This window comes from Lentzea aerocolonigenes, assembly GCF_000974445.1.
GTDB classification, from domain to species: domain Bacteria; phylum Actinomycetota; class Actinomycetes; order Mycobacteriales; family Pseudonocardiaceae; genus Lentzea; species Lentzea aerocolonigenes.
The window spans coordinates 151,792-176,730 of record NZ_BBOJ01000015.1 but is presented as its reverse complement, the minus strand read 5'-3'; the positions used below and the strand labels follow the sequence as shown (position 1 = coordinate 176,730).

The 24,939-nt window shown below is 68.7% G+C and carries 20 protein-coding genes; 12 read left to right on the top strand and 8 right to left on the bottom strand.

The annotated features are described in order from the left end of the window. Nucleotides 1-151 precede the first annotated feature (151 nt). Complete coding sequence (locus AOM45_RS28595) at nucleotides 152-3,127, bottom strand: NACHT domain-containing protein (RefSeq protein ID WP_051782900.1); 2,976 nt, start codon at nucleotides 3,125-3,127, stop codon at nucleotides 152-154. A gap of 29 nt (nucleotides 3,128-3,156) precedes the next feature. After that, nucleotides 3,157-3,708, bottom strand: coding sequence for a cadmium resistance transporter (locus AOM45_RS28590; RefSeq protein ID WP_030466077.1), 552 nt, complete (start codon nucleotides 3,706-3,708; stop codon nucleotides 3,157-3,159). A gap of 94 nt (nucleotides 3,709-3,802) precedes the next feature. On the opposite strand from AOM45_RS28590, the gene AOM45_RS28585 reads away from it, so the two are divergent. Together AOM45_RS28585 and AOM45_RS28580 are read left to right on the top strand one after the other, a co-directional pair. After that, nucleotides 3,803-4,675, top strand: a complete 873-nt coding sequence (locus tag AOM45_RS28585; RefSeq protein ID WP_030466076.1) for an SDR family NAD(P)-dependent oxidoreductase — start codon at nucleotides 3,803-3,805, stop codon at nucleotides 4,673-4,675. A 9-nt stretch (nucleotides 4,676-4,684) separates the two neighbouring features. After that, complete coding sequence (locus AOM45_RS28580; protein ID WP_030466075.1) at nucleotides 4,685-5,245, top strand: TetR/AcrR family transcriptional regulator; 561 nt, start codon at nucleotides 4,685-4,687, stop codon at nucleotides 5,243-5,245. A 339-nt stretch (nucleotides 5,246-5,584) separates the two neighbouring features. Here AOM45_RS28580 and AOM45_RS28575 read toward each other — a convergent pair whose 3' ends face one another. Then, nucleotides 5,585-6,091, bottom strand: a complete 507-nt coding sequence (locus AOM45_RS28575) for a DinB family protein (RefSeq protein ID WP_030466074.1) — start codon at nucleotides 6,089-6,091, stop codon at nucleotides 5,585-5,587. 624 nt (nucleotides 6,092-6,715) lie between these two features. Here AOM45_RS28575 and AOM45_RS28570 point away from each other — a divergent pair. The 5 genes from AOM45_RS28570 to AOM45_RS53070 all read left to right on the top strand — a co-directional run bounded on the left by AOM45_RS28570 (nucleotide 6,716) and on the right by AOM45_RS53070 (nucleotide 12,060). Further along, entirely contained in the window at nucleotides 6,716-7,693 is a 978-nt protein-coding gene (locus tag AOM45_RS28570; protein ID WP_035909359.1) for a tyrosine-type recombinase/integrase, read from the top strand. Nucleotides 7,694-7,823: 130 nt separating this feature from the next. Next, a complete protein-coding gene (gene ku, locus AOM45_RS28565; protein WP_030466072.1) occupies nucleotides 7,824-8,645 on the top strand; it encodes a non-homologous end joining protein Ku in 822 nt (273 codons plus the stop codon). Further along, nucleotides 8,646-10,091 carry a non-homologous end-joining DNA ligase gene (gene ligD, locus AOM45_RS28560; protein ID WP_030466071.1) on the top strand — a complete coding sequence of 482 codons (1,446 nt, stop codon included), beginning with the start codon at nucleotides 8,646-8,648 and terminating at the stop codon, nucleotides 10,089-10,091. It abuts the gene before it with no gap. After that, nucleotides 10,081-10,953 carry a non-homologous end-joining DNA ligase gene (gene ligD, locus AOM45_RS28555; protein ID WP_030466070.1) on the top strand — a complete coding sequence of 291 codons (873 nt, stop codon included), beginning with the start codon at nucleotides 10,081-10,083 and terminating at the stop codon, nucleotides 10,951-10,953. The genes ligD (AOM45_RS28560) and ligD (AOM45_RS28555) overlap by 11 nt, the downstream gene beginning before the upstream one ends. A 33-nt stretch (nucleotides 10,954-10,986) precedes the next feature. Beyond that, nucleotides 10,987-12,060 (top strand): GrpB family protein, encoded by a 1,074-nt coding sequence (locus AOM45_RS53070; RefSeq protein ID WP_236703860.1) that lies wholly within the window; start codon nucleotides 10,987-10,989, stop codon nucleotides 12,058-12,060. Here AOM45_RS53070 and AOM45_RS28545 read toward each other — a convergent pair. After that, nucleotides 11,999-12,982: a helix-turn-helix domain-containing protein gene (locus AOM45_RS28545; RefSeq protein WP_030466068.1), complete on the bottom strand. Its 984-nt coding sequence runs from the start codon at nucleotides 12,980-12,982 to the stop codon at nucleotides 11,999-12,001. The two genes, AOM45_RS53070 and AOM45_RS28545, sit on opposite strands and share 62 nt — an antisense overlap. Nucleotides 12,983-13,034: 52 nt before the next feature. On the opposite strand from AOM45_RS28545, the gene AOM45_RS28540 reads away from it, so the two are divergent. From AOM45_RS28540 to AOM45_RS28525, 4 genes are all read left to right on the top strand, one after another. After that, nucleotides 13,035-13,430 (top strand): cupin domain-containing protein, encoded by a 396-nt coding sequence (locus AOM45_RS28540; protein WP_030466067.1) that lies wholly within the window; start codon nucleotides 13,035-13,037, stop codon nucleotides 13,428-13,430. 29 nt (nucleotides 13,431-13,459) lie between these two features. After that, a complete protein-coding gene (locus AOM45_RS28535; RefSeq protein WP_059362738.1) occupies nucleotides 13,460-16,255 on the top strand; it encodes an AfsR/SARP family transcriptional regulator in 2,796 nt (931 codons plus the stop codon). Between the two features lie 387 nt (nucleotides 16,256-16,642). Next, the gene (locus AOM45_RS52475; RefSeq protein ID WP_201780081.1) at nucleotides 16,643-17,209 is read left to right on the top strand and encodes a hypothetical protein; all 567 of its coding nucleotides are present in this window, start codon (nucleotides 16,643-16,645) and stop codon (nucleotides 17,207-17,209) included. A gap of 32 nt (nucleotides 17,210-17,241) precedes the next feature. Beyond that, nucleotides 17,242-18,063 (top strand): hypothetical protein, encoded by an 822-nt coding sequence (locus tag AOM45_RS28525; RefSeq protein ID WP_030466064.1) that lies wholly within the window; start codon nucleotides 17,242-17,244, stop codon nucleotides 18,061-18,063. Nucleotides 18,064-18,867: 804 nt separating this feature from the next. Here the strand turns inward: AOM45_RS28525 and AOM45_RS28520 are convergent. Genes AOM45_RS28520 through AOM45_RS28505 form a run of 4 tightly spaced genes read right to left on the bottom strand, consistent with a single transcriptional unit; the run spans nucleotide 18,868 to nucleotide 24,037 of the window. After that, the gene (locus AOM45_RS28520) at nucleotides 18,868-20,460 is read right to left on the bottom strand and encodes an ATP-binding cassette domain-containing protein (RefSeq protein WP_030466062.1); all 1,593 of its coding nucleotides are present in this window, start codon (nucleotides 20,458-20,460) and stop codon (nucleotides 18,868-18,870) included. Nucleotides 20,461-20,468: 8 nt separating this feature from the next. Then, entirely contained in the window at nucleotides 20,469-21,338 is an 870-nt protein-coding gene (locus tag AOM45_RS28515; protein ID WP_030466061.1) for an ABC transporter permease, read from the bottom strand. Then, nucleotides 21,335-22,240: an ABC transporter permease gene (locus AOM45_RS28510; RefSeq protein WP_051782918.1), complete on the bottom strand. Its 906-nt coding sequence runs from the start codon at nucleotides 22,238-22,240 to the stop codon at nucleotides 21,335-21,337. The genes AOM45_RS28515 and AOM45_RS28510 overlap by 4 nt, the downstream gene beginning before the upstream one ends. 45 nt (nucleotides 22,241-22,285) lie before the next feature. Beyond that, nucleotides 22,286-24,037 carry an ABC transporter substrate-binding protein gene (locus AOM45_RS28505; RefSeq protein WP_236703859.1) on the bottom strand — a complete coding sequence of 584 codons (1,752 nt, stop codon included), beginning with the start codon at nucleotides 24,035-24,037 and terminating at the stop codon, nucleotides 22,286-22,288. Nucleotides 24,038-24,082: 45 nt separating this feature from the next. Between AOM45_RS28505 and AOM45_RS28500 the strand changes: the two genes are divergently transcribed. Continuing rightward, a complete protein-coding gene (locus AOM45_RS28500; protein ID WP_030466058.1) occupies nucleotides 24,083-24,910 on the top strand; it encodes a M55 family metallopeptidase in 828 nt (275 codons plus the stop codon). The last annotated feature ends 29 nt before the right edge of the window (nucleotides 24,911-24,939 follow it).

Genomic DNA, 24,939 nt, shown 5'->3' with positions numbered 1-24,939 from the left:
CACCTGCTCTACACCGACACCCCCGACCCGATCCTGGTCCTGCACAACGGGGAACCCGAGATCGTCGCCGCCGCCCGGCTCGGCGGGTACACCGGCGCGGTGGTGGTGTGCTCTCGGTCGGAGATCTTGAGGAGGGTGGGGGAGAGGGACCTCAGCGAAGAAGATCTTGCAGGTCTTGCGGCGGTGCTGACGGAGGCCATTCAAGACCCAGCTCAGCAGCGGCCGCAATGGCCCGCTTGACCAGATCAGGCCGCCCTTTGAGGTGGCCGGGCTTGGTCTGGCGCAACATCACCACGATGTCCGGATAACGCAGGGGTCCGGGAAACTGGAAACCCCCCTCGTACAGCCGCAACCACGCGTCCACCATCTCAGGCCACGGCTCTCCGACGGCCCAGCTACCCGTGAGCTCCAGCATCGCGTGATCATCACCGCCCTTGCCGAGCAGCTCGATCAGCTCGGGAAAGAACACCCCGTCGTCGTCGTCGTCGTCATCGCCCCATGCCAGGTCGGCCTCGTGGAGCCGGCGCAGCACCGGTAGGCACTTCTCGACCGGCGTGACCATCAATTCGATCCGCGCCGCCGCGATCTGGATAGCGCTGCCCGACAACAGCGGGGTCACCGCATCCCGCAACAGCGTGCTGACCTCGTCCAACGTCACGTACGGTTCTGACATCAGCAACCACTCCGCCTGCGCCTCACGTTCGCGGTTGCTCAGGCTCACCGCGAAGTGCCGGTCGGCGTCGCGCTCCATCCAGAACCACAGCACCACGCTCGCCCACTCGCTCGACGACAGCCGTGACTTCCAGAACAGCGCGAGCCGCTGCCAGTCGTCCACGCTCAAACCCAGCTCATCGGCGTAGACCTTCGGCCGCAACACCAAGGCCAGTACGACCAGGTTCAGCGAGTACTTGGCATCGCGTGCGGAATCCACCAGCGTCACGGGCACGTAGTCGCCCCGTGATCCGCGGGTCTCGTCCCGCACCGCGAACAACCTCGACACCAGGTCGAACAACCCGTCCCGGTCGGCCTTCTCGGCGAACTCCCGCAGGAAGTCCAGCACCGGCTTGCTCGTGGTGAGCGCCATGAACGACAGCACCGAGTACAGCTCTGTGTCGTCCACCGTGGACTTCCGCTTGGACCGCGCCGCGTCTTCCTTCCGCAGCTGCGTCAACCTGTCCCACACGAGCCGCGCCACCAGGTACTCGCCGAAGGTGGCGTGCAGGAACTCGTAGGTCCGCAGCTTGGTGCGGTCCTCCCGCACCGCCTCTGTCTTCTGCACGAAGAAGAACCGCCCCAGCACGGTCTCACCAGCAGACAACCGGGTCTGCGCGCCGACCATCCGTTCCGGCGAGTCGACACCCAGCAGCTGCACCAGATCCGCCGTCACCTCGTGCTCGGCGACCCACTGCACGCCGCGGTTGAACATCGCGAGCGCCACCACCGACAGCCGTTCCAGCTCGTACTCGACGTCGTCGTCCAGATCGGCCTCGGACCGATCGGTGCCCGCCTTGGTCACCTCACGCCGCGCGAACCGGTCAAGCAACCGCTCGTACAACTGCCCGCGGCTCATGCTCAGGTGATCGCGCTGGAAGGAGCTGTCGACAGCGTCGTACAACGCCAGCATCAACAGCAACAACGGTTGGGTCGCCAGGTCGGGGTACAGCAACACCGTCTCGGCGGGCAGGGGAGGGTTGACCGAGTTCCACACGTCCAGCCAGGTCCGCACCTGGTCGTCGGAGAACGGCATCAGCCGCAGCACGTGCGTTCCGAGGGGCAGCTCCAGACCCGCGCACACACTCAGCCTGCTGGTCACCACGAACACCGCCGGCCTGCCCATGTCCTGGAGCTCCTGCTGGAACTCGGAGATCTGGGTCAGGTAGCGGGTCTGGCTCACGCCGGTGGCCTGCAACAGCTCGTCGAACCCGTCCAGCACCACCACCGGCACTGCGCCGCTGTTCTGCTTGGTCTGCCGGGAGAACTCGGCGAAGGTCACGCGTTCGTGCAGCAGCCGGTGCAGGCCGTGCTCGATCTGCCGCACCAGGTCGGCGTCGGCCGGTGTGCTGCGCAGCTCTACCCGCACCACGGCGAAGTCCGACTCCGGCAGCCGCGCCGCCAGCATCTCGGTGAGCACCGACTTGCCCGAGCCGGGGTCACCGAGCACCAGCAACGGCGTCGCGAGCGCCTGAGGTGAGGTCAGATAGCCGGCCAGGTAGGCGTAGAGGTCCTCGCGGACGTCGACGTCGTCCCACCACGCCTGCAACGACGGAGCTCCGCGCCGCTCGATGCCGACGACGACCTGGAAGCGCGGATCGACATAGGCGTCGGCCAAGGTCGGGACGTGTACGTGCTCCGGCACCTCGGACGGGTTCACCAGGGGCCGGTTGAGCGCTCCCCGGTACTTGCCCGCGAGTTCCGCCAGGCGCGTCTCCGGCGTGAGGTCTGTCGTGGTCTGCGCGAGAACGTCCTCCAGTCGCGCCAACGCGGACCGCGTCACCCGGCCGTCGTGGATCGAACACCAGAACCTGATCTCGGGGTACTCGGCGGCGAGCTGGCCGAGCAACTCCTCGTACCGTTCCACCGCGCGCTCTGGAGCGGTACCCATGGTCACGGCCTGTGCCCGATCACGTTGGGTCTCGTTGAAGTCGTCCCACAAAGCCAGAGTCGTCAGCGACTCGAAGAGTGCGCTGCCGAGAGCGCGGTACAACACGCGTACGTGGTCGAGATTCTCCTCGTACGGGCGGTTGACCGAGGGGAGCGGCAGCTCCAAGGCCCACGGGTTGTAGGACGTGACGAGTTCCCGATCTTCAGCGGTCAGCTTCACGCCGAGTTGCTGTTCCTCGAACGCCTCGAAGAACGCCGTCATCACCAGCACCGCGTGCGCCGCGTGCAGCTGCTGTGTGCGGGTGTAGCGGCTCACGCCCCGGCGCTTGCCCGACACCTTGGAGATCAGCTCGTTGCTGAGCCGGATGAAGTCGGGCTTGGCGTCGAAGAGGCTCAGCACCTCCCACAGTCCCAACGAGCCCAGGAGCAACGCGCCGCCGAGCAGCTTGTCCATGGTGGCGATGACCGGGTGGTCCTTGCCGCCGAGGATCTTCACGGCCTCGTTGTAGCTGTAGGTCTTTCGCACCCGAAGTGTCTACCTGACCGCGGGCCCGTTCAGCCCGAGAACAACACCAAAAGACCAATCGCGATCAACACCACCGGCAACGCGATGTGGCCCCACCTGGCCAGCGCCTGCGCGACCGGGCGGCGGGAGGCCAGGAACCAGCCCGCCAGGCACCACACGCCCACCAGGATCAGGAACACCGCCACGTAGACCCACAACGAGTCGGCGACGGTGAAGACCGGCACGTAGACGCCGATGTTGTCGCCGCCGTTCGCCAGCGTCACGCCGGCCACCGCCAGGACGCCGGGGGCGGCATCCGGCTCGTCGTCGTCATCGCTGTTGCGCCACAGGGACCAGGCCGCCTTGAGGCCCAGGGCCAGGGGGATCAGGCCCAGCCACGGGCGGAACTGCTCGGGGAGCAGGGACGCGCCCAGAGCGCCGACCACCGCGACGGCCAGGATCCTGGCAAAACCGAGGTACTGCCCCAGCACCACCTGCGCAGGCCTGTGTGCCCGCGCGAAGAACAGCGCGAGGAGCACCAGGTCGTCCACGTTCGTCACCGCGAACATGCCCGCCGCCTGGCCGATCACCCCAAGATCCACGGCAGCATTCTCCGCCACGATGAAGCGGATAGCTCATCCGTATCTGTGCTAGCGTCGTAGATAAGCGGATCAACTATCCGGATTGGGGCTTGTCATGACACGCAGAGCAGTGGTCACCGCGGGAACCGGCGGCATCGGGCTCGAGACCGCACTGGGACTGACCCGCGCGGGATTCGCCGTCACCGTCGTCGGCCGCAACGCCGAACGCGGGGCACGAGCCGTCGACACCATCAACGCAGGGGGAGGGGAGCCCGCGCGATTCCTCCAGGCCGACCTCGCCTCACTCGACGAAGTGCGCGCACTGGCCGAACGCATCGCCGGCGAAGGAGAGCTCGACGTCCTCGTCAACAACGTCGGCGCCATGTTCGCCGACCACACCGAACTCGGCGGAGTCGAAGCCTCCTTCGTCGTCAACCACCTCTCGCCCTACCTCCTCACCGAACTCCTCCTGCCCGTGCTCACCGACCGCGTCGTCAACGTGACCTCCGGCGCCGTCGCACTCGCCAAGAAGACCTTCAACGCCGTCGAACCACCCGGCGGCTACTACGGCTTCCACTGGTACGGACGCGCCAAGCTCGCCAACCTCACCTACACCCTCGACCTAGCCCAGCGACTCCACGACACCGGCGTGAAAGTCCTCGCCGCCGACCCCGGCGGCGCCGCCACCGACATGACCGACAACACCATGCGCAACCCCAAGATCGTCTCGCCCGCACTGCGCCTGCTCTGGCCCCTCGTGCGCCGCAAGTTCGAACGATCCACCTCCGGACCCGCCTCGCACGCCGCACGACCCTCGATCAGGGCCGCCACCGACGACACCCTGCCCACCGGCACTCTCATCGGCCCGCAAGCCACACCCGCCACACCCATCCGCGCCGCCACAGACCCACGCCTGATCCACGCCGTGCGCACGCTCAGCGAGAGGCACGCACCACTCACCCCAGTACCGGATGGGATATCCAATTAGGCTGAACCCATGACGCCGCAGCGGAAGGACGCCGCCCGCAACTGGGACCGCATCACCACCGTCGCCAGGGAACTCGTCGACGAAGGCACCCCGCTGCAACTCAACGACGTCGCCCGCCGCGCAGGACTCGGCGTCGGCACCGTCTACCGGCACTTCCCGACCACCGAAGCACTCCTCGAAACCGTCGCCACCCCCTGCCTCGAAGCACTCGGCGACCACGGCCGCCAGGCGCTCGCCCACGACGACGCCTGGCACGCCTTCTCCACATTCCTCACCCAGCTCGTCGAAGCACAGGTCACCGACCCCGCCCTCGCCAAGGTCTCCGCCACCGCGACCGACGTCCTGCCCCGCACCACCGAGCTCAAGCGCCAGATCATCGCCATCGGCACCGAACTGCTCACCCGCGCCCGCGCAGCCGGCACCGTCCGCCCCGACCTCGCCGACGGGGACCTCGTCCCGCTCATGTGCGGCATCTCCTACGCCACCTACGTCCACAGCGAGACCCCGGCCGACCGCCTGCCCACCGCGCGCCGCTACCTCGACACCCTCCTGCGAGGCCTCAGCGCCTGAACGACCGCGGGGACCGGCCACCACGAACCCTCTCAGTCCATCCGGCTCATTCAGCTCCTCCGTGCTGCCGACGGTCGACATCCACACCCTTCCCGGTCCGCACCCCCCGCGCTCCTCTTCCTTGCGGGGAGCGGTTGATCAAGAAATCCGGACATCTACAAGACGCCCCCACGCTCAGATCCGGACGACATTCACCCGGCCGAGTGACCCTCACCTTCCGCCGACGCCGACACCCGACGCCCCCAACAACGTCACCAACGGCTCAGACGCAACGATGTCCACCCCGCCACCGCAACTCCGCATGCACCGAGTGTCGCAAGCACCCCCGACAAGATCGTTTCAACGAGCCCTGTCAGGCGAAACGCCCGTCGCGCCATCGATCTGCTCCCGCAGGATGTCCGCATGCCCCGCGTGCCGACACGTCTCCGTCAACACGTGCACCAACACGTTGAACAGCATCACGTCAGGACGCGGCCACCACGGCACATGACCGGGGGAGTCCACCGCAAGAGAGGAAATCGTCGCGTCCGAATGCGCCCACACGCGGCGATAGCGACCAACGATGTCCTCACGTGACTCCTCGTCAGTCGCCCTCATGTCCGAACCTCGCGCGGCGACGTCGTCCCACCGCGGCATCGGTTCGGGGAACGGCCGGCCGAACACCTCACCGAAGTAGCGCGACTCCGACAACGTCAGGTGCTTCACCAGACCCAGCAGGTTCGTGCCGGAAGCCGTCAGCGGACGACGTATCTCCGCCTCGGACAGACCGTCCAGCTTCCACACCAACGCCTCGCGGACCTCGCGCAGATCCGAGTGCAGGTACTCCTTGGCGAATTCATCGATCATGAACTCGAGCTTGCCACGCGGTCACATCGCCCCGTATCGCCACGGTGACGAAAGCGGGGAGCAGTCAGGTGGTGGAGCAGGCCCGGAGGAACTGCCAACGGACCCGCCGAGCGAACTCCACACCGCGCGAGGACGCCAACCGGGCGCACTGGGGCGCCACCACGGAAAGACGCGACACAGAAAGATGCGGCACCTACGCGCCGAACGAAGCCACGGAAGAGTCAGGCCGAAGCACGTCACGGGAAGGTCAGGAGAGACCGTCCAGGCGAGGCCAGATCTCCGTTACTTGACATAATGTAGATTATCGGCGAAACGGTGACCTGCGAAGATCGTTCCCAGAAGGGGCTGAAAACCGTGTTGGCGCGTCTGCAAGCGTCGACCAACGGGCAGGTCGGCCGGACTTGCAGACGCCACAACATCCCACACCCTCAGCGGTGCCGGAGCGCGGTCGACACCGACGAGTCATCAGTGAGACGTACGTGGCGGGGCGCCATTACGCTCACAATCCACGACAAGTCCCCGGCAAGTGACGCCACCTGGTCCAGCGCCCGGCGAACTCGGGCGAAACGGACATTTCATGCATAATCGCCATTATCCAGCACGGAACACGGGATTGTCGGTGCCGTGCGGTACAAGATCCATATGCACGTGCTCGCCGCCCAGGACGCCTTCTTCCTCGCTCGCCGGACGCGCAAGGACTCGCCGCACACAACGGCGGCCTACCAGCGCGATCTCACCGGCGTGAACACACTCCTGGCCGAAACCCTCCTCTCCCCCGTCGAGGACCTCACCACCGCCCACCTGACCGGGTCCAACCTCCGCCGAGCCTTCGGCCTCTTCGCCGACACGCACGCCAAGAGCTCCGTGCTGCGGGCGTGGTCGACGTGGAACCAGTTCCTGACGTTCTGCGTGGCCGAGGACCTCATCGCCGGCAACCCGATGGGCGCGGTCGCCCGTCCCAAGACCCCTCCGCTCGTCCCCAAGCCCCTCCGTGGTGAGGACACGCCCGAACAGCTGCTCACGGCAGCCGCGGAAGGGGCCCGGAAGGGGCGTGACCCGTGGCCGGAACGGGACGTGCTGGTGATCGCCCTCGGCCTGGTCGCGGGCCTGCGAAGTGCGGAAATGCGCACGCTGACCCTCGCGTCGATCGTCGGGCGGGAAGGTGATCGCAGGCTGCACGTGAAGGGCAAGGGCAACCGGGACCGCAGTGTGCCCATCGAGCCGCCGATGGAGCGGATCGTCGACGCGTACCTCAAGAGCTGCAAGCAGCGTTTCCCGCAGGGGCGGTTCGACCGGGACAGCGCGTTGCTCAGGGATCGTCACGGTGAGCCGATCGGCCGGGGTGGGCTGGAGTACCTGGTGAAGTCGTGTTTCCGGTGGGCGGGGCTGAACGACCGGGTCCCCACGGGCGCGAATCTGCACGCTTTGCGGCACACGTTCGCGACGCGGCTGGCCGAGGACGGGGCGAGCGCGAGCGAGATCATGGCGTTGCTGGGGCACGCGAGTCTGGCGACGAGTCAGAACTACATCGAGGCGACGGCGCGGGAGCGGCGGGCGGCGGTGGCGAGCAATCGGACGTACCGGGCGCTCAAGGACATCTAGCGGGGCTCCACCGGCGTGCGGGACCCTCGGGTGCGAACGCGAGTGTCGGGGGTCGCTCAGTTGCCGGATCGTTAGGCCAAGTGGGTGACCTGATGGTGCGAAAACCGCATTTCAGGGGTACCCAATGAGGATGAGATCCGTGTGGCGTGGGGCCATCTCCTTCGGGTTGGTGACGATCGCCGTGCGCCTCTACACGGCTGTCGAGGAGCACGACTTCCGTTTCAACCAGGTGCACCGGGAGGACGGCGGGCGCATCAAGTACAAGCGCGTCTGTTCGGTGTGCGGCAACGAGGTGGAGTATTCGGACATCACCAAGGGCTACGAGTTGGACGACGGCCGCATGGTGATCATGGAGAACGAGGACTTCGAGAAGCTGCCGGTGAAGACCGACAAGTCGATCGACGTTCTGGAGTTCGTGCCGGCGGAGGAGATCGATCCGATCTACTTCCAGAAGACGTACTACCTGGAGCCGGACAAGGCTGCGGCGCGGCCGTACGTGCTGCTCAGGGATGCGTTGGTCAAGACGGGTCAGCTGGCGGTCGTGAAGATCACGATTCGGCAGAAGGAGACGCTGGCGACGATCCGGGCGCGTGATGACGTGCTGGTGATGCACACGATGTTGTGGCCGGATGAGATCCGGAAGGCGGAGTTCGACTTCCTGGACCAGAACGTCGAGGTGCGGCCGCAGGAGTTGAAGATGGCGACGTCGCTGGTGGAGTCGATGGCCGGTGACTTCGATCCGGACACGTTCACCGACGACTACCGGGATGCGCTGGAGAAGGTCATCGCGGCGAAGGCGGAGGGTGCGGAGTTGCCCGAGCAGCCTGAGGCGGAGGACAAGGGTGATGTCATCGATCTGATGACGGCTCTGGAGCGCAGTGTGGAGAAGGCGAAGGCGGGGCGTAAGAGCGCGAAGAAGGCTCCTGCGAAGAAGAAGGCTTCGTCGGCGTAGATGGCCGGGCTCGACGAGTACCGGCGCAAGCGGGATCCGGGGAGGACTCCGGAGCCCGTGCCGGCTGCTGCGGATGAGCTGCCGAGGGGCGATGACGACACGTTTGTGATTCAGGAGCATCACGCGAGCAGCTTGCATTGGGACGTGCGGCTGGAGCGTGGTGGTGTGTTGGTGTCGTGGGCGGTGCCGAAGGGTTTGCCGCCCACGACTGATGTGGTTCGTCTGGCGGTGCACACCGAGGATCACCCTCTGGAGTACGCGGAGTTCTCGGGTGAGATTCCGAAGGGTGAGTACGGCGGCGGCGAGATGTTCATCTGGGATCGCGGCCGGTACGAGACGGTGAAGTGGTCTGACCGTGAGGTGGACGTGGTCCTGCGCGGTCATCGGGTTGAGGGTCAGTTCGTGTTCTTCCGGTCGGGCAGGGACGGGAAGAACTGGATGGTGAAGCGGCGGCACGCGCCGGCGCGTCCGGACTGGCAGGTGCTTCCGGAGCTGGTGAAGCCGATGCTGGCGGTGCCTGGTCCCCTCCCCCAGGACGATGATGATCTTTGGGCTTACGAGTTCAAGTGGGACGGCGTCCGGGCGGTTTTGCGGGTCGAGGGTGGCCGGGTGCAGGCGTGGTCGCGGCTGGGCAACGACATCACGGTCGCGTATCCCGAGCTGCAGGGTGTCGGTGAGCAGCTGGGGTCGACGGAGGCGTTGCTCGACGGTGAGATCGTGGCGTTGCAGAACGGGCGGCCGAGTTTCAGCGCGTTGCAGAACCGGATGCACGTGAGCAAGTCCGATGCGGCGCGCCGGGCCGCGCGGCAGTACCCGGTGACGCTGCTGTTGTTCGACCTGCTGCACCTCGACGGGACCTCGACGTTGCAGCTGCCCTTTCGGCAACGTCGTGAGCTGCTGCGAGAGCTGGAGTTGAGGGGGCCGAACTGGCTGACTCCCCCGTCGTTCGACGCTGATGGCGCGGCGGTGCTGGCGGCGAGCCGGGAGCAGGGCCTGGAAGGTGTGGTGGCGAAGCGGCTGGACTCGGCTTATCAGCCGGGGATGCGGTCGCCGGTGTGGCGCAAGATCACCGATCTGATGGCGCAGGAGGTGGTGATCGGCGGCTGGCGGATGGGTGAAGGCAAGCGGGCCGGGGTGATCGGCGCGTTGCTGCTGGGTATTCCTCAGGACGGCGGTCTGGCGTTCGCGGGTTCGGTGGGTACCGGGTTCAACGACGCGGAGCTGGCGGTGTTGACGCCGCGGCTCAAGGCGTTGGCGCGCAGGTCGTCGCCGTTCGTGACGGAGATGCCGAGGGAACGGGCGAAGGGCGCGAAGTGGGTCGAGCCGGAGCTGGTGGCCGAGGTGGTGTTCCGGCAGTGGACGCCGGACGGGCGGATGCGGTTTCCGGCGTGGCGTGGTTTGCGGCCGGACAAGTCGCCCGGGGAGGTGCGTCGGGTTGAGCAGTGAGGCGACGGTTCGGGTCGAGGGCCGGGTGTTGAAGCTGACGAACCTGGACAAGGTGTTGTATCCGGGGTTCGGGTTCACCAAGGGTGAGGTGATCGACTACTACACGCGGATCTCGGGTGTGCTGCTCCCCCACCTGAAGGATCGTCCGGTGACGTTGAAGCGGTATCCGAACGGTGTGGACGGGAAGTGGTTCTTCGAGAAGAACGCGCCGGAGCATCGTCCGGAGTGGGTGCGGACGATGCGGTTGGAGTCGCCGGGCAGTGCGAAGGGCAACGAGACGGTCAACTACGTGATGGTGGACGAGTTGGCGACGTTGGTGTGGCTGGCGAACTTGGCGGCGCTGGAGTTGCACGTGCCGCAGTGGACGGTGGGTCCGCGTGGGGGCAAGAGGGATCCGGATCTGCTGGTGTTCGACCTGGATCCGGGGGCGCCGGCGACGGTGGTGGAGTGTTGCCGGGTGGCTGAGCTGGTGCGGACCGTGCTGGATGACGACGGTGTGGACGCGTGGGCGAAGACGTCGGGGAACAAGGGGATGCAGGTGTACGCGTACGCGCCGGCGAAGGACACGTCGGAGTACGCGAAGGAGGTTGCGCGGCGGTTGGCGAAGGAGCATCCGAAGCTGGTCGTGGCGACGATGGCGAAGGCGGCGCGGACGGGGAAGGTGTTCATCGACTGGTCGCAGAACAATCCGGCGAAGACGACGGTGGCGCCGTATTCGTTGCGGGCTCGGGAGCGGCCGACGGTGTCGACGCCGGTGACGTGGGACGAGGTCGAGGACTGCGAGGTCGTGGAGGATCTGGTGTTCACGGCGGACGAGGTGCTGGAACGGGTGGATTCGGCGGGTGATCTGTTCGGGAGTTGATATTCTGGCCGACTGCCTACGTGGGGGTTTGCCGTGAATGTCGAGCTGTCCGATTACGACGTTGCCTGGCCGGGTTTGTACGAGCGGGAGCGTTCGAGGGTTCTGGGTGTGTTGCCGGGTGCCGAGCTGGAGCACATCGGGTCGACGTCGGTGCCGGGGTTGTGTGCGAAGCCGGTGATCGATCTGTTGTTGGTGGTGGAGGATCCGGACGACGAGGCGGCGTACGTGCCTGCGTTGGAGTCGGCTGGGTACTGGGTGCAGGTGCGGGAGACGGACTGGCATCTGCACCGGATCTTCAAGGGTCCGGACACGAACGTGAACCTGCACGTGTTCGGTCGTGGGTGTGCGCAGGTGCGGCGGCATCTGTTGTTCCGGGACTGGTTGCGGGCCAACGACGGTGACCGTGAGTTGTACGCGCGGACGAAGCGGGAGCTGGCGGCGCGGGAGTGGGAGCGGGTGCAGGACTACGCGCGGGCGAAGAGCGCGGTGGTGCTGGAGATCCTGGCGCGGGCGTACGTGGGGTCGCGGTTGCCGAGCGATGTGGAGTACGTGACGCCGTCGCAGGTGGGGAACGTGCGGATCACGTTGGAGGAGCACAACCCGGAGTGGGCTGCGTGGTATGCGAAGCAGGAGGCGCGGATCCGGGGTGCGCTCGGGGATCGGGTGTTGCGGCTGGAGCACGTGGGGTCGACGTCGGTGCCGGGGCTGGCGGCGAAACCGTTGATCGACATCGTGCTGGTGGTGCCGGATTCCGGTGACGAGGACGCGTATGTGCCGGCGTTGGTGGCGGCGGGTTATTACCTGCGGTTGCGGGAGCCGGGCTGGTACGCGCACCGGTTGCTGAAGGACCACGGTCCGGAGGTGAACCTGCACGTGTACTCCCCCGCGTGTGAGGACGTGGAGCGGATGCTGGTGTTCCGGGACCTGCTGCGCGGTGACGAGGCGGCGCGGGCGGAGTACGAGGCGGTGAAGCGGGACCTGGCGACGCGGACGTGGGAGCGGGGTCAGGACTACGCGGACGCGAAGACGCGGGTGGTGGAGCGGCTCATTCTGCGGGGGCTGGAGTCGGCTGAGGTCCGAACCTGCGCCGGTACGCCGAGGGGGTGAGGCCGGTTTCGCGGCGCATCAGCGCGCGGAGGTTGGCGGTGGTGCCGAGGCCGGTGCGGCGGGCGACGACGTCGAGGCGGGTCTCCCCCAGTTCGATGAGTCTGCGGGCGAGGGTGATGCGTTCGGCGGTGAGCCACGCGAGTGGTGTGGTGCCGAGCTGAGTTTGGAAGCGGCGGTGCAGGGTCGCGGGGCTGACCGCGGCCCGTGCCGCCAGTCCGGCGACGGTGAGGGGTGTGTCGAGGCGTTGCTGGGCCCAGGCGATGACGGGTGCGAGGGAGGCGTCGGGCAGGTCGGGGACGGGGCGTTCGACGAACTGGCGTTGGCCGCCGTCGCGGTGGGCGGCGAAGACGAGTCGTCTGGACACGGAGTTGGCGATTTCGGCGCCGTGGTCGCGGCGGACGACGTGCAGGCCGAGGTCGAGGGCGGCGGCGCTGCCGGCGGAGGTGAGGATGTCGCCGTCGTCGACGAAGAGGACGTCGGTTTCGAGGTGGACGGCGGGGAATCGGGTGCGGAAGTCGTCGGCCCACTGCCAGTGGGCGGTGGCGCGGCGGCCGTCGAGGACGCCGGCTTCGGCGAGGGTGAAGGCGCCGCTGCAGAAGCCGATGAGGCGGGCGCCGCGGGTGTGGGCGCGGCGGATGGTGTCGAGGACAGCGGGGCGGCGTCGTGCGTCGACGTTGGGGCGGTTGGGGACGATGAGGGTGTCGGCGTTCTCGGCCGCGTCGAGGGGTGCGACGCCGGTGAGGGTGAAGAAGCCGTCGCGCATGAGGGTGTGGGGTTCGGGGGCGCAGAGGCGGAAGTCGTAGAGGTCGCGGCCGATCTCGGGGCGGTGCAGGCCGAAGACCTCGGTGGCGCAGCCGAGCTCGAAGGGGTTCGAGTTCTCGTCGACGATCACGACGACGCGGTGAGAGGATTCTTGCGGCATGTGCGATTCCTAGCACTCACGGTCGTGGTGCGGTAGCGGCGAGGCTGGGCGGGTGAACAGTGAACCCCTTGCCCTGAGTCAGGCGCTGGCCTCGTTCGACGCGTTGTGGAGTCCGCGGATCGTCACGCGGGTGAACGACTACGACGTGCGTGTCGCGAAGGTCTCCGGTGAGCACGTGTGGCACGTGCACGACCACACCGACGAGTTCTTCCTGGTGCTCGACGGCGAGCTGCACATCGCGCTGCGCGAGGCCGCCGGGGAACGGACGGTGGTGCTCGCGCGGGGTGCGGTGTTCACCGTGCCGCGCGGGACGTTCCACAAGCCGTCCGCGCCGGGTGGTGCGTCGATCCTGATGTTCGAGCCGTCGGGCACGGTGACGGTCGGCGATCGTCACGACGAGGTCCCGGCGCACGTGGACGCGACGACCGGGCACGAACTGGCCTCCTGAGGTCGTGCGTTGCGGAACAATCACGCGCTGTGTGGGTGGGGGTGCTGGGGCCGGTCGAGGTGCGGGACGAGTCGGGGGCGCGGGTCGTTCTCGCCGCGCCCCGGCAGCGGGCGTTGCTCGCGATGCTGGCGCTGGAGGCGGGCCGGATCGTCGGTCACGAGCGGCTGGTCGACGGGCTCTACCCCGAACCGCCGGCGGGTGCGGTGAACGCGGTGCAGTCGCAGGTGTCGCGGCTGCGCAAGGCCGTGCCCGGGCTGGTGGTCGAGCACCACCCCGCCGGGTACCGCCTGGTCGCTTCTCCGTCCGAAGTGGACTCGCTGCTGTGCGTGGAGCTGCTGGACGCCGGACGTGGCGCGGAGGCGTTCGGGTTGTGGCGTGGTACGGCTCTGGCCGACGTCGACGCCCCTTTCGTGGCGGGCGCTCGGTCCCGGCTGCGTGAAGTGCTCATCAAATGCGCACTTTCCGGCGGGACCGAAAAAGACCTCCACGACCTGCTCGAGCAAGATCCACTTCGGGAGGACGTGCGGGCGGGGCTGATGCTGGCCCTGCACCGCGACGGCCGCCAGGCGCAGGCGCTGGAGGTCTTCGCGCGGGGCCGTGAGCTGCTCGCGGACGAGCTGGGAGTCGACCCCTCCCCCGTGCTCGCCGCCGCCCACCAGGAGGTGCTGCGGGCCGCGGCACCGCACCGGGGCGTGCCCGCGCAGCTGACCAGTTTCGTGGGACGGGACGAGGATCTGCGCAGGGTCGGCAAGTGGCTGCGGGACAACCGCCTCGTCACGTTGATCGGACCTGGTGGCACCGGCAAGACGCGGCTCGCGGTCGAGGTCGCGCACCTGCAGTCGGGTGAGGTGGCGTTCGTCGATCTCAGCGCCACCACCGACGTCGCCCGCGCACTGCTCGACGGCGTCGGGGTCCGCGAGGCCGGGCTGCTGACGGCGGGACCGGTGAGCGTCGAGGACCGGTTGCGCGCCGCGCTGGCCACCCGCGCCGCGCTGCTCGTCGTCGACAACTGCGAGCACGTGATCGACGAGGCCGCTCGTGTGCTCGGCGGGATCCTGGCAGCCTGCCCGGACGTGCGGGTGCTCGCGACGAGCCGGGAACCGCTCGGCCTCACCGGCGAGACTCTCAGTCCCGTCACCGCGCTGGACGACGAGGCCGCCACCAGGCTGTTCCTGGACCGCGCGCAGGCGGTCCGGCCCGGGTTCACCGCGCCACCGGACGTCGTCGCCGAGGTCTGCCGGCGGCTGGACGGGATCGCGCTCGCGATCGAGCTGGCCGCCGCACGGGTGCGGTCGTTGCCGATCGGTGAGATCGCGGCCCGGCTCACAGTGAGAATCGATGGTCGGTTCGGGTTGCTGTCCAAGGGCAGCCGCACCGCCGCGCCCCGGCACCGCACGCTGCACGCCGTGGTGGAGTGGAGCTGGGACCTGCTCACCGGAGCCGAACGTGACCTCGCCGCCCGGTTCACCGTGTTCTCCGGCGGGGCGAGCCTGGCCGCGGTCGCCGGTGTCACGGGCTCCACCGTGTTCGAGTCCACCGTGTCTGATTCCACGGTGTTTGATTCCGTTGGCGACACCCTGGCGTCGCTGGTGGACAAGTCGCTCGTCGAGATCGCCGGTGACCGCTACCGGATGCTCGACACCGTCCGCGCGTTCTGCGCCGCCCACGCACCGGACCTGCGCGAGCGGCACGCGCGCTGGTTCCTGGCGCGAGCCGTGCAGGCCGAACCGCACCTGCGCGCGCACGAGCAACTTTCGTGGTTGCGCGAGCTCGGTGCCGACCACGACAACCTCACCGCCGCGGTGGCGTGGGCCACCGGTCACGACGTGGAGCTCGCACTGGAACTGGTCGCGGCGCTCGCGACGTACTACTGGTGCCGCGGCCTGCGCACCGAGGCCGCCCGGCAGGCCGAGGCGGTGCTGCGCGCGTGCGGCGAGACCCCTCCGGCGGGGCGGGAGCAGGAGTACGCGCTGTGCCTGCTGATCGCGTGGCCGGTGGCGGCCGGTGACCAGTCGGCGCGGCAGCGGCAGGCCGACGCGTTGCTGGGCGAGCTGGCAGGACCGCCGCGGTATCCGATCCTGACGATGATGTGGGGCATGGCGCTGGGGGCGCCGGAAACCCAGTCGCAGACCTGGCTGCGTCGTCACCGGCTCGTCGGGTCCGATCCGTGGAGCAAGGCGCTGTCGTTGGTCGGCGACGGGCTGATGGCGTGGCAGCAGGGTGATCCCGGTCAAGCCGCACAGCTGCTGCGCGAGGGCGCGGAAGCGTTCGGACGGGTCGGTGACCGCTGGGGCGTGGCGCTCGCGGTGAACCAGCTCGCCGAACTCGCGCTGGCCGCGGGCGACGTGGACACCGCACTGGTGCACATCGACCGCGCGTGCAGGCTGCTCGAGGAGCTCGGCGCGACCGAGGACACCGCCGAAGTGATCGTCAACCGTGCCAGGGCCCGGCTGCACCAGGGCGATTCCGACGGGGCGCGGGCCGACTACGCCGAAGCGCTGCGAGCCGCCCGGCGAGCGGGTGCGCCGCTGGTGGAGGCGAACTGCCACCTCGGGCTGTCCGTGCTGGCCCGGCTGGACGGTGACCTGCGCGCCGCGTGGCGGGAGTGCGAGCGGGCGTGGGAGCTGTGCCCGGGAGGCTGGTACGGGCCGGACGAGACGCGCTGCCACATCGCGGTCGAACGCGGCCGTGTCGCGAAGGCCTCCGGTGACCTCGGCCAGGCACGGCAGCACTTCGACGAGGCGCTGAGGCGGGCCGCGGGGCAGCGCAACGCCGTGACCGAGGCCGCCGTCCGCGCCGAACTCGCCGCCCTGTCCGTGCCCTGATCCGCCGCCACAGCCACGCCGGCAGTTAGTGGTGTGCGATGAACGTCCCCAGGTCGTCCTTGTCCGGACGGTCGGCCGAGGTCCGAACCTGCGCCGAGTACACCGAGGGGGTGACACAACTCTGTCGTGGTCCTCCACAGAGGGCGTATTCGCTCCGCGCAGTAACCGGAAGGATCGTCACCTGCTCCGACCAGGTGACCAAACCATCTTCACTCCGAGGCCCGTGCACTCAACGCATCAGGACCGCGTCGACCGCTGCTCTTTTCGGAGGAACCGCGATCATGCATTCTCGAAAGGCTCTCGATTTCGCTAATGTCGGGTTCCGGGGGCGGTCGCTGGTCGACTGGTAAGAATTCGAACTGTGCCACGTGAGCAGCAATGCCCCCTTTGTCGTTGCCGAAATGGGGGTCTCATCTGATGAGAAAAAGCAAGGTTGTTTTCGCCGGTTTTGCCGCGGCCGCGTTCGTGCTGACCGCGACACCGATGTGGGCAGCGGCGACACCGGTCGTGTCGTACGAGCACGCCGTTCCTGGTCTCGCACCAGCCGGCGCGACCGGCGGTGTGTACACGGACGAGACGGGCAACGCCCTGATCGGGTGCACACCGGAGACGGGGGTCGACAACCCTCACCGATCGAGCACCGGCGTCGCGGTGTCGGGCCACGGCTGGTGGAACAAGGGAAACTGCACCGGCGACACCGCCACCGTCCAGACGTGTCTCTACGAGTACTACACCGACGGCACCTGGCGCCGGAAAGCGTGTGGCGAGAACGGCAATCTCAAACCAGGAGGGGGTAGCGTCAGCCGCGTGCCCGCGCGACGTGATTGCGACACGACGGAAATGACGTCCTGGCGCAATCACGTGGATGTCGACGTCAATTGGGAGGTTGACAGCGGAGAGGTGCGGTACCGTCAGGCGGACGTGGCGTGCCGGGTGAATGGGCCCGACCAGTGAGTTGACCCGATCGGGACCAGGCGAGTGGTGAAGTGACGAGCAACAATGCGGAAATCGGGCCTGGCCTGGTCGAGGGTGCCCGCGGATTCGCGGGCACCCTGTTCGCGGCCCTCTACGGCGACCTGGTCCCCCACGCGTGGCCCGCACCGGACCCGGACCGTGACCTCTACCGGGTGTTCCACGAGAGGTCGACCGCGATGGGCTGGCTGCACGACACGGGTCCGGCAGGACTGTGGCAGATGAACGACGCGGGCCGGCAGCACCCTCTCGCCGAGGCGTCTCTCGCCGCGTGGTTCCAGGTCGAAGCCGAACCAGTGCCGGGCGATCGGCCGCTGCCGCTGCAGCCGTTCCTGAGTTGCGCGGGTGACGCGCTTGCCCGCGTCGGTGACGTGGCACTGGACGCGGTGCAGGTGCTGCTGCCCGTCCAGTGTCTGGACACGACGTCACGGCCCGAAGCGAGCCGGTCTCCGTCGCTGCTGACCGCGGCCTGGTTCGACGACGTCGACCCGGCGCTGCGAACGCCCGTCCGGATCACCCTGGACGGCGGGCAGTCCCCGGCCGTCCTGGCGATCGCCGACCGGCTGGCCGTGATCGACCAGGCGGTGTTCGCCTACGAGGCCCACACGACAGACCGCACGGGCATCGTGCCGCCGTTCGACGACAGCTTCTGGAACGGCCCGCCCCAGCACGCGATCACCTTCCGCGGAACGCTCGCCGAATGGTCACTGGACGCCATCGGCTGGTTCGCTGCTCTGCTGGCCGATCTGAGCGCCCGGCACGGTGTGGCCACTCCGCTGCTGTTCACCGCGAGCCGGATGCGAGCGCGCGTGGAGGACCGCGTCCCCGCGCCCTGAGGTTCGAGGCGAACCGCCACGCCGCGCCGGCCCGTCTCGGCGGGAAGAGGCCGGGCTGAGCGCAACGCCCGTAACCGAGGCCGCCGTCCGCGCCGGACTCGCCGCCCCAGCCGTGCCGTGATCCGCCGCCACCACAGCCACGCCGGCAGTTTGTGGTGGGCGATGAACGTCCACAGATCGTCCTCGGCCACCTCGTCCGGGTGGCGCCGCAGCACCTCCAGGCACTCGCGCGACACCACGCCGTGCAGGCGGGCCACGTGCGCGAGCGCTGTCGCGCCCTGCCGGCGGACCTCGATGCGGTTGTGGTCGAGTGCCCGTGCGACGCGGTGCAGCACGACCAGCGGGTCCGGGTAGGACATCGCGAGGCCGATCACCGACACGCCGACCATGTCCTCGCCGCGGTCGAACGCCGCGTCGACCTCCTCGGGGCGGTCGGTGCCCATCAGCGCGGAGTAGCTGCGCCAGTCCATGCCCTCACCCCGCATCGCCCGGTCCAGCAGGAAACGCTGCCTGCCGTCGGACCGCTCCCCCGTGCGTTCCCAGTCCGCGGCTAAGTACCGCCACACCGCGGCGGTGTCGGCGCGGGAGGTGGAGGCCAGGATCCGGCACAGCGCGAGCACGTGCTGCGGGTCGGTGGCCTCGGCGAGTTCGCCCAGGACTCCTGGTGGGCGTCCCAGGTCGTTCCACGCCAGCCAGGCCAGCGTCGGCACGTCGTCGACCTCCACCCAGCCGTCGGCCCCGCCCCGCCCGATCTCGGCAGGCGTCAGCGAGGCCCGGTAGCGGGCGTGTTCGATCGGGATCACGTCAGACCTGCGGCACCGCGCGCACCAGGGCGCGCGTGTAGTCGTGAGTCGGGTCGAGCAGCACTTGTTCCACTGAGCCTTGTTCCACGATCTTCCCCTGGTGCATCACCGCGACCCGGTCGGCGATCTGCCACGCCAGCCCTAGGTCGTGCGTGATGATCAATGAAGCAAGGCCCAGTTCGCGGCGCAACCGGAGCAGCAGCGCCACGATCTCCCCGCGCACCGAGGCGTCGAGGGAGGCGACGGGTTCGTCGGCGACCAGCAGACGGGGTTGCAGGACCAGTGCTCCGGCGATCACCACCCGCTGCTGCTGACCCCCGGACAGCTCGTGCGGCAGCGACTGCAGGTACTCGCTCGCCGGGCGCAGCTCCGCACGTTCGACAGCGGCGGTGACCAGGGATTCCTCATCCCCGGGAAGGCCGTGCACGCGCAGTCCCTCGGCGACGGCGTCGATCACCTTGTGCCGCGGGTTCAGGGCGCTCGCCGGGTCCTGCAGGACGAGCTGGACCTGCCGGCGGAAGGCTTTGAGCGCCCTGCCTTTGCGGGGCACCTCACGACCGTCGAAGATCACCCGACCGGAGGACGGATTTCGCAGCCCCATTATGGTACGGGCTAGTGTCGTTTTTCCGGATCCGGACTGCCCGACCAACGCCACGATCTCACCGTGCCCGATCGTCAGGTCCACCCCGTCGACCGCGCGCGTCCGACCGTAGTCCACCCGCAGGTCCCGCACCTGCAGCAGCGGCTCCGCCGCCGACGGCACGCGGGGCCCTTCCGTGCGCTCCTGAAGTACGAAAGCTCCCCGCGTACTTTCGCCGGGGCCGGCGAGCCGGTGGTTCGGGTCGCCGATCACGGGGAACGCCGCCGCCAGCGCCGCGGTGTGTGGGTGCCGCGGGTTCGCGATCACTTCCCGCGTGCCGCCGCGCTCCACCAGCTCGCCGCGGTGCATCACCGCGAGGTCGTCGCACGTCTCGGCGAGCACCGACAGGTCGTGGCTGATCATCAGCAACCCGAGGTCCTGCTCGGCCACCAGGCGTTTCACCAGACCCAGCACCTGGGCCTGCACCACGACGTCCAGCGCCGTCGTCGGCTCGTCGGCGATCACCAGGCGCGGCCCGCACGCCAGCGCCATCGCGATCATCACCCGTTGCCTCTGCCCGCCGGAGAGCTCGTGCGGGTAGGCGCGGGCCTTGTCCTCGGGCAGCTCCACCTGGCTCAGCAGCTCGGTCACGCTGCCCGGGGTGTTGTGCAGGCGCATCGGCTCGGCGATCTGGTCACCGACGCGTCTGACCGGGTTGAGCGAGTGCATCGCGCCCTGGAACACGATCGACGCCGACGCCCACCGCACCGCCCGCAGCCTGCCCCACGACATCGCCCGCACGTCGTCGCCGTCGAGCAGGATCTCGCCGTCCACCCGTGCCGACTTGGGCAGCAGGCGCAGCACCGACATCGCCACCGTCGACTTGCCCGACCCGGACTCTCCCGCCAGGCCCAGGGTCTGTCCCGGTGCGAGCGCGAGGCTCACGTCGTTGACGACGCGTTTGTGTCCGTAGTGGACCGTGAGGTTCCTCAGTTCCAGACCCGTGTTCTTCATTCCCGGGGCTACCTCTTCGGCGTCACGACGGCTTCGAGGGCGCGGCCGACGAGCGTGAACGCCAGCACGACCACCACGATCGCCGCCCCCGGCGGCAACAGGAACCACCACGCCCGCTGCGGCACCGCGCCGTGCAGCTGGGCCTGGTGCAGCAGCGCGCCCCACGAGATCCGCGTCGGATCCCCCAGGCCCAGGAACGCGAGCGTCGACTCCGCCACGATCGCCGACGCCACCGCGAGCGTCGCGTTGACCAGCACCAGCGGCACCACCGACGGCATCACGTGCCGGGCGATGACGTGCCCGTGGCCGCCACCCAGGGCTCGTGCGCGTTCCACGAACGGGCGCGCCTCGATCGTGAGCGTCTGCGCCCGCACCACCCGTGCCGTCGACGGCCAGCTCGTCAGGCCGATCGCGAGCACGATCGTGCTCAGGCCGCGTGGGAGCACCGTCGACAGCGCGATCGCCAGCACCAGCGCGGGCAGCACCAGGAAGAAGTCCGTGACCCGCAACAACGCCCCCGCCAGCAGGCCGCCGAAGTGGCCGCTGACGACCCCCACGAGCGCGCCGATCGCGACCGCGAGCACCGCCGCCGTCAGACCGACGAACAACGACGTTCCCGCGCCCTGCACCATCAGCAGCGCGATCGAGCGTCCGGTGTGGTCGGTGCCCAGCCAGTGCCCCGCGCCCGGTGCCTGCCACGGCGGGTCGGTCACCCGCGTGACGTCGAGCGCGTCCGCGGGGATCAGCAGCGGCGCGACCACGGCGACGAGCGCGGCCACCGCGAGGATCGCCGCACCCGCCACACCCGCCTTGTGCTCCAGCAACCTCGCTGCGTTGAACCCGTCTGCGTTGAACCCGTCTGCGTTGAACCCGTTCATACGGCCTTCACCCGCGGGTCCAGGACCCCGTGCAGCAGGTCGGCCAGCAGGTTCATCACCACGACCGCGCCCGCCGTCACCAGCAGGAGCCCCTGCAGGAGGAAGTAGTCCGGGCCGGTCAGCGCGTCGTAGAACAACAAGCCCAGCCCCGGCCACGAGAACACCGTCTCGGTCGTGATCGCACCGGCCACCACGAGCCCGAACCGCAGGAACACCAGCGTGATCGCCGGCAGCACCGCGTTCGGCACGGCGTGCCGGCGGCGCACCAGGTCGTCGCGCAGGCCCTTCGCCCGCGCCGTCACCAGGTACGGCGCGTGCATCTCCTCCAGCAGCGACGACCGCATGATCAGCACGTACTCCGCGCACACCACCGCGACCAGCGTGATCGACGGCAGCACCAGGTGATGGGCGACGTCGAGGGCCTGCGAGACGAAGTCCGGTGCCGTGTCGGTGTCCCGCATGCCCCGCGACGGGAACAGATCACCCGTCACCATCATCAGCAGCATGCCGAGCCAGAACGTCGGCACCGCCCACAACGTCAGCGACACCCCCGTCGTGGCCCGGTCGAACGCCGAGTCGCGCCGCCACGCCGCCCGCACCCCCAGCCACAGGCCCAGCCCGACCGCGATCAGCGTCGCCGTGCCGACCAGCAGCACCGTCGGCCCGAGGCGTTCGCCGATCACCTCCGCGACCGGGCGGCGGAACGTGAACGACGTCCCCAGGTCACCGTGCAGCAACGAGGACACGTAACTGAAGAACTGCTCGTGCAGCGGACGGTCCAGGCCGAACTGCGCCCGCAGCTCGGCCTGCATCGCCGCCGTCGTCGGCCGGCCGCGCGTCATCGAGACGACGGGGTCGCCGGGCACCACCCGGAACAGGAAGAAACCCAGCACCGCCACCATCACCAGACTCAGCGCGGCCCCACCCAGCCGACCGGCGAGGCGCACCTACTCGCGCTCCTCGGCCGTCGCCTGACGCCTGTTCGTGCGCACCATCACCGTGAGCACCACGGCCATGAACCCCACGAGGAGAACGCCCCACCCGACCCACGACGTGGCCGACGTCGCCCGTACCACCGGCTCGGCGCCGTAGTAGCCCCACATGCCGTTCTGCGCCATGATCACGCCGCCCTGCGCGGGCTGGGTCGTGAATCTGGCGAAGCGGTCGGAACGGTAGGCCTCCAGCGCGTTGTCGTACGCGAGCACCACCGAGGGCACCTGGTCGTAGAACCGCGCCTGCATCTGCTTCACGATCTCGACCCGCTTGCCCTCGTCGAACTCCGAGAGCTGACGCGCGTAGAGCTCGTCGTAGGTCTTGTCGCAGAAGTAGGCGTCGGTGGTGCCGCCCTTGCCGTCCGCGCCCGGCCGCTGCGCGCACGTGTGCAGCCCCAGGACGAAGTCCGGGTCGATGTTGGTCGCCCAGCCCGAGAACGCCAGGTCGTAGGTCGCCGCCGTGGTCACCTCGTTGAGCTGGTTGTCCGACACCAGCCGCACGTCCAGCGGGATGCCGATGTCACCGAGCTGGCGCTTGAGGAACTCCGAGGCCTGCTCGTCGTAGGCACGCCCCGCCCGGCCGGTCAGCCGCAGCGAGAACCGCGTGCCGTCTGCCTTGCGGGGGAAACCGGCGGCGTCGAGGGCGGCGTTCGCGGCCGCCGGGTCGAACTTGCGCTCCTCGGAGGGGCTCGGCTGCCAGTGCCACTTGCCGAACACCGGCGGCACCAGCCCGGCGCCCTTCTCCGCGTAGCCGAGGCTGACCCGCTGCAGCAGGGCATCCAGGTCGATGGCCTGCGCGATCGCCCGCCGCACCCGCACGTCTTTCAGCGCCGGGTTGCCGTCACCGATCGGTTCGCCGGCGTTGGTCTGCGCACCGGGGTTGATCAGCAGCTCGGTGAACCGGCGGCCCTGCGCCTTGTTGCGCGCCACGTCCGCCTTGTCCCGCAGCGAGTCGAACTGCGCGGGCGTCATCCGGTTGACCAGGTGGACCTCACCCTTGCCCAGCGCCTGGACCGCGGCGTCGGAGTTCTGGAAGTACACGAAGTGCAGCTCGTCGATCTTCGCCGCGCCGCGCCAGTAGGTGTTGTTGACCCTGAGCTTGATGAACTGCCCCGGCACGTGCTCGGTCAGCACGAACGGGCCGGAACCCACGACCGGCATCTGGTCGTTGGCGTAGTCCTTGATGTCGCCGACCTTCTCCCACACGTGCTTGGGCACGATCGGGATGTCCAGCGCCAGCATCGTCACCTGCGGCGCCTTCGTCTTGATCACCACGGTCTGGTTGTCGGTCGCGGTGACGGACGAGAAGTTGGTGACGAAGCTGCCGTTCGCGGTCCGGGCGACCTCGTTGGTCAGCATCAGGTTGTACGTGAACGCGACGTCCTGCGCCGTGATCGGCTCCCCGTCGGACCAGGCCTTGCCCTTGGGAACGGTGAACGTCCACGTGAGCTTGTCGGCCGAGGGCTCCCACCTGTTCGCGAGGCCCTCGGTGACCCGCTGGTCGTCCGCGGCGTAGGCGGTCAGGTAGTCGTACATCAACCGGCCGATCTCGGTACTCGACTGGAACACCGCGAGGAACGGGTTCATCGAGTCGATCTGCTGCACGATCGCGACCTTGAGGATGTCCGGTCCCTCGGCCGTCGCAGGAGGTGTCGCCAGCCCCAGTGTCGCTGCTGTCGCCAGCAGCGCGCACAACTTCACCCGCACGAAATACCCCTCTTCCCCAGCAGCCCACCGCTAACTTACCGAGATGTGCGGATCCTGATCTCGGCAGACATGGAAGGCGCCACCGGCGTCACCTGGACCGGAGACGTCGTCCCCGGTACTGAGCAATGGCAACGGTTTCGGCGCCTCTTCACAGGAGACGTCAACGCCTGCGTGGAAGGTTTGGTTGCAGGCGGCGCGACCTCTGTGATCGTCAACGAGGCCCACTCCTCGCAACGCAACCTCCTGCTCGAAGACCTCCACACCTCGGCCCGCCTGCTCACCGGCAGGCACAAGCCGCTGTCGATGATGCAGGGCATCGAGTCCGATGTGGACGGTGTCGTCTTCCTCGGCTACCACACCGGCGCCGGCGCACCCGGCGTGCTCGCCCACACCTACCTCGAGAACTCCATCACCGGCGTGTGGCTCGACGGAGTGCACGCCTCCGAAGGACGCCTCAACGCCGCACTGGCCGCCGAGCACGGCGTACCCGTGCTGCTGGTGACCGGTGACGACCTCACCTGCTCCGACGCCGAGTCCTACGCGCCGTCGGCCGGCACGGTCGCGGTGAAGGAGTGCGTGTCACGGTATGCGGCCGTGTGCCTGCCACCGACCGTGGCTTTTTCACACATCACAGAAGCGTCCACCGCCGCGATGACTCGGGCCGGACGCGTCCCCGGTGCCGTGGCGCCACATCGCATCGAGGTCGAGTTCGACGCCACGCACCTGGCCGAGGCCGCCGCGGTCGTGCCGACCGTGGAGCAGGTCGACGTGCGCCGGGTCGGGTTCGACGCGGCGTCGATGACCGAGACGATGAAGGCGTTCAAGGTCGTCACCCACGTCGCCGCGGGAGCGATCGAGGGCATCTACGGCTGAGGTTGCCCGGCGAGCCCACCCCGGATTCC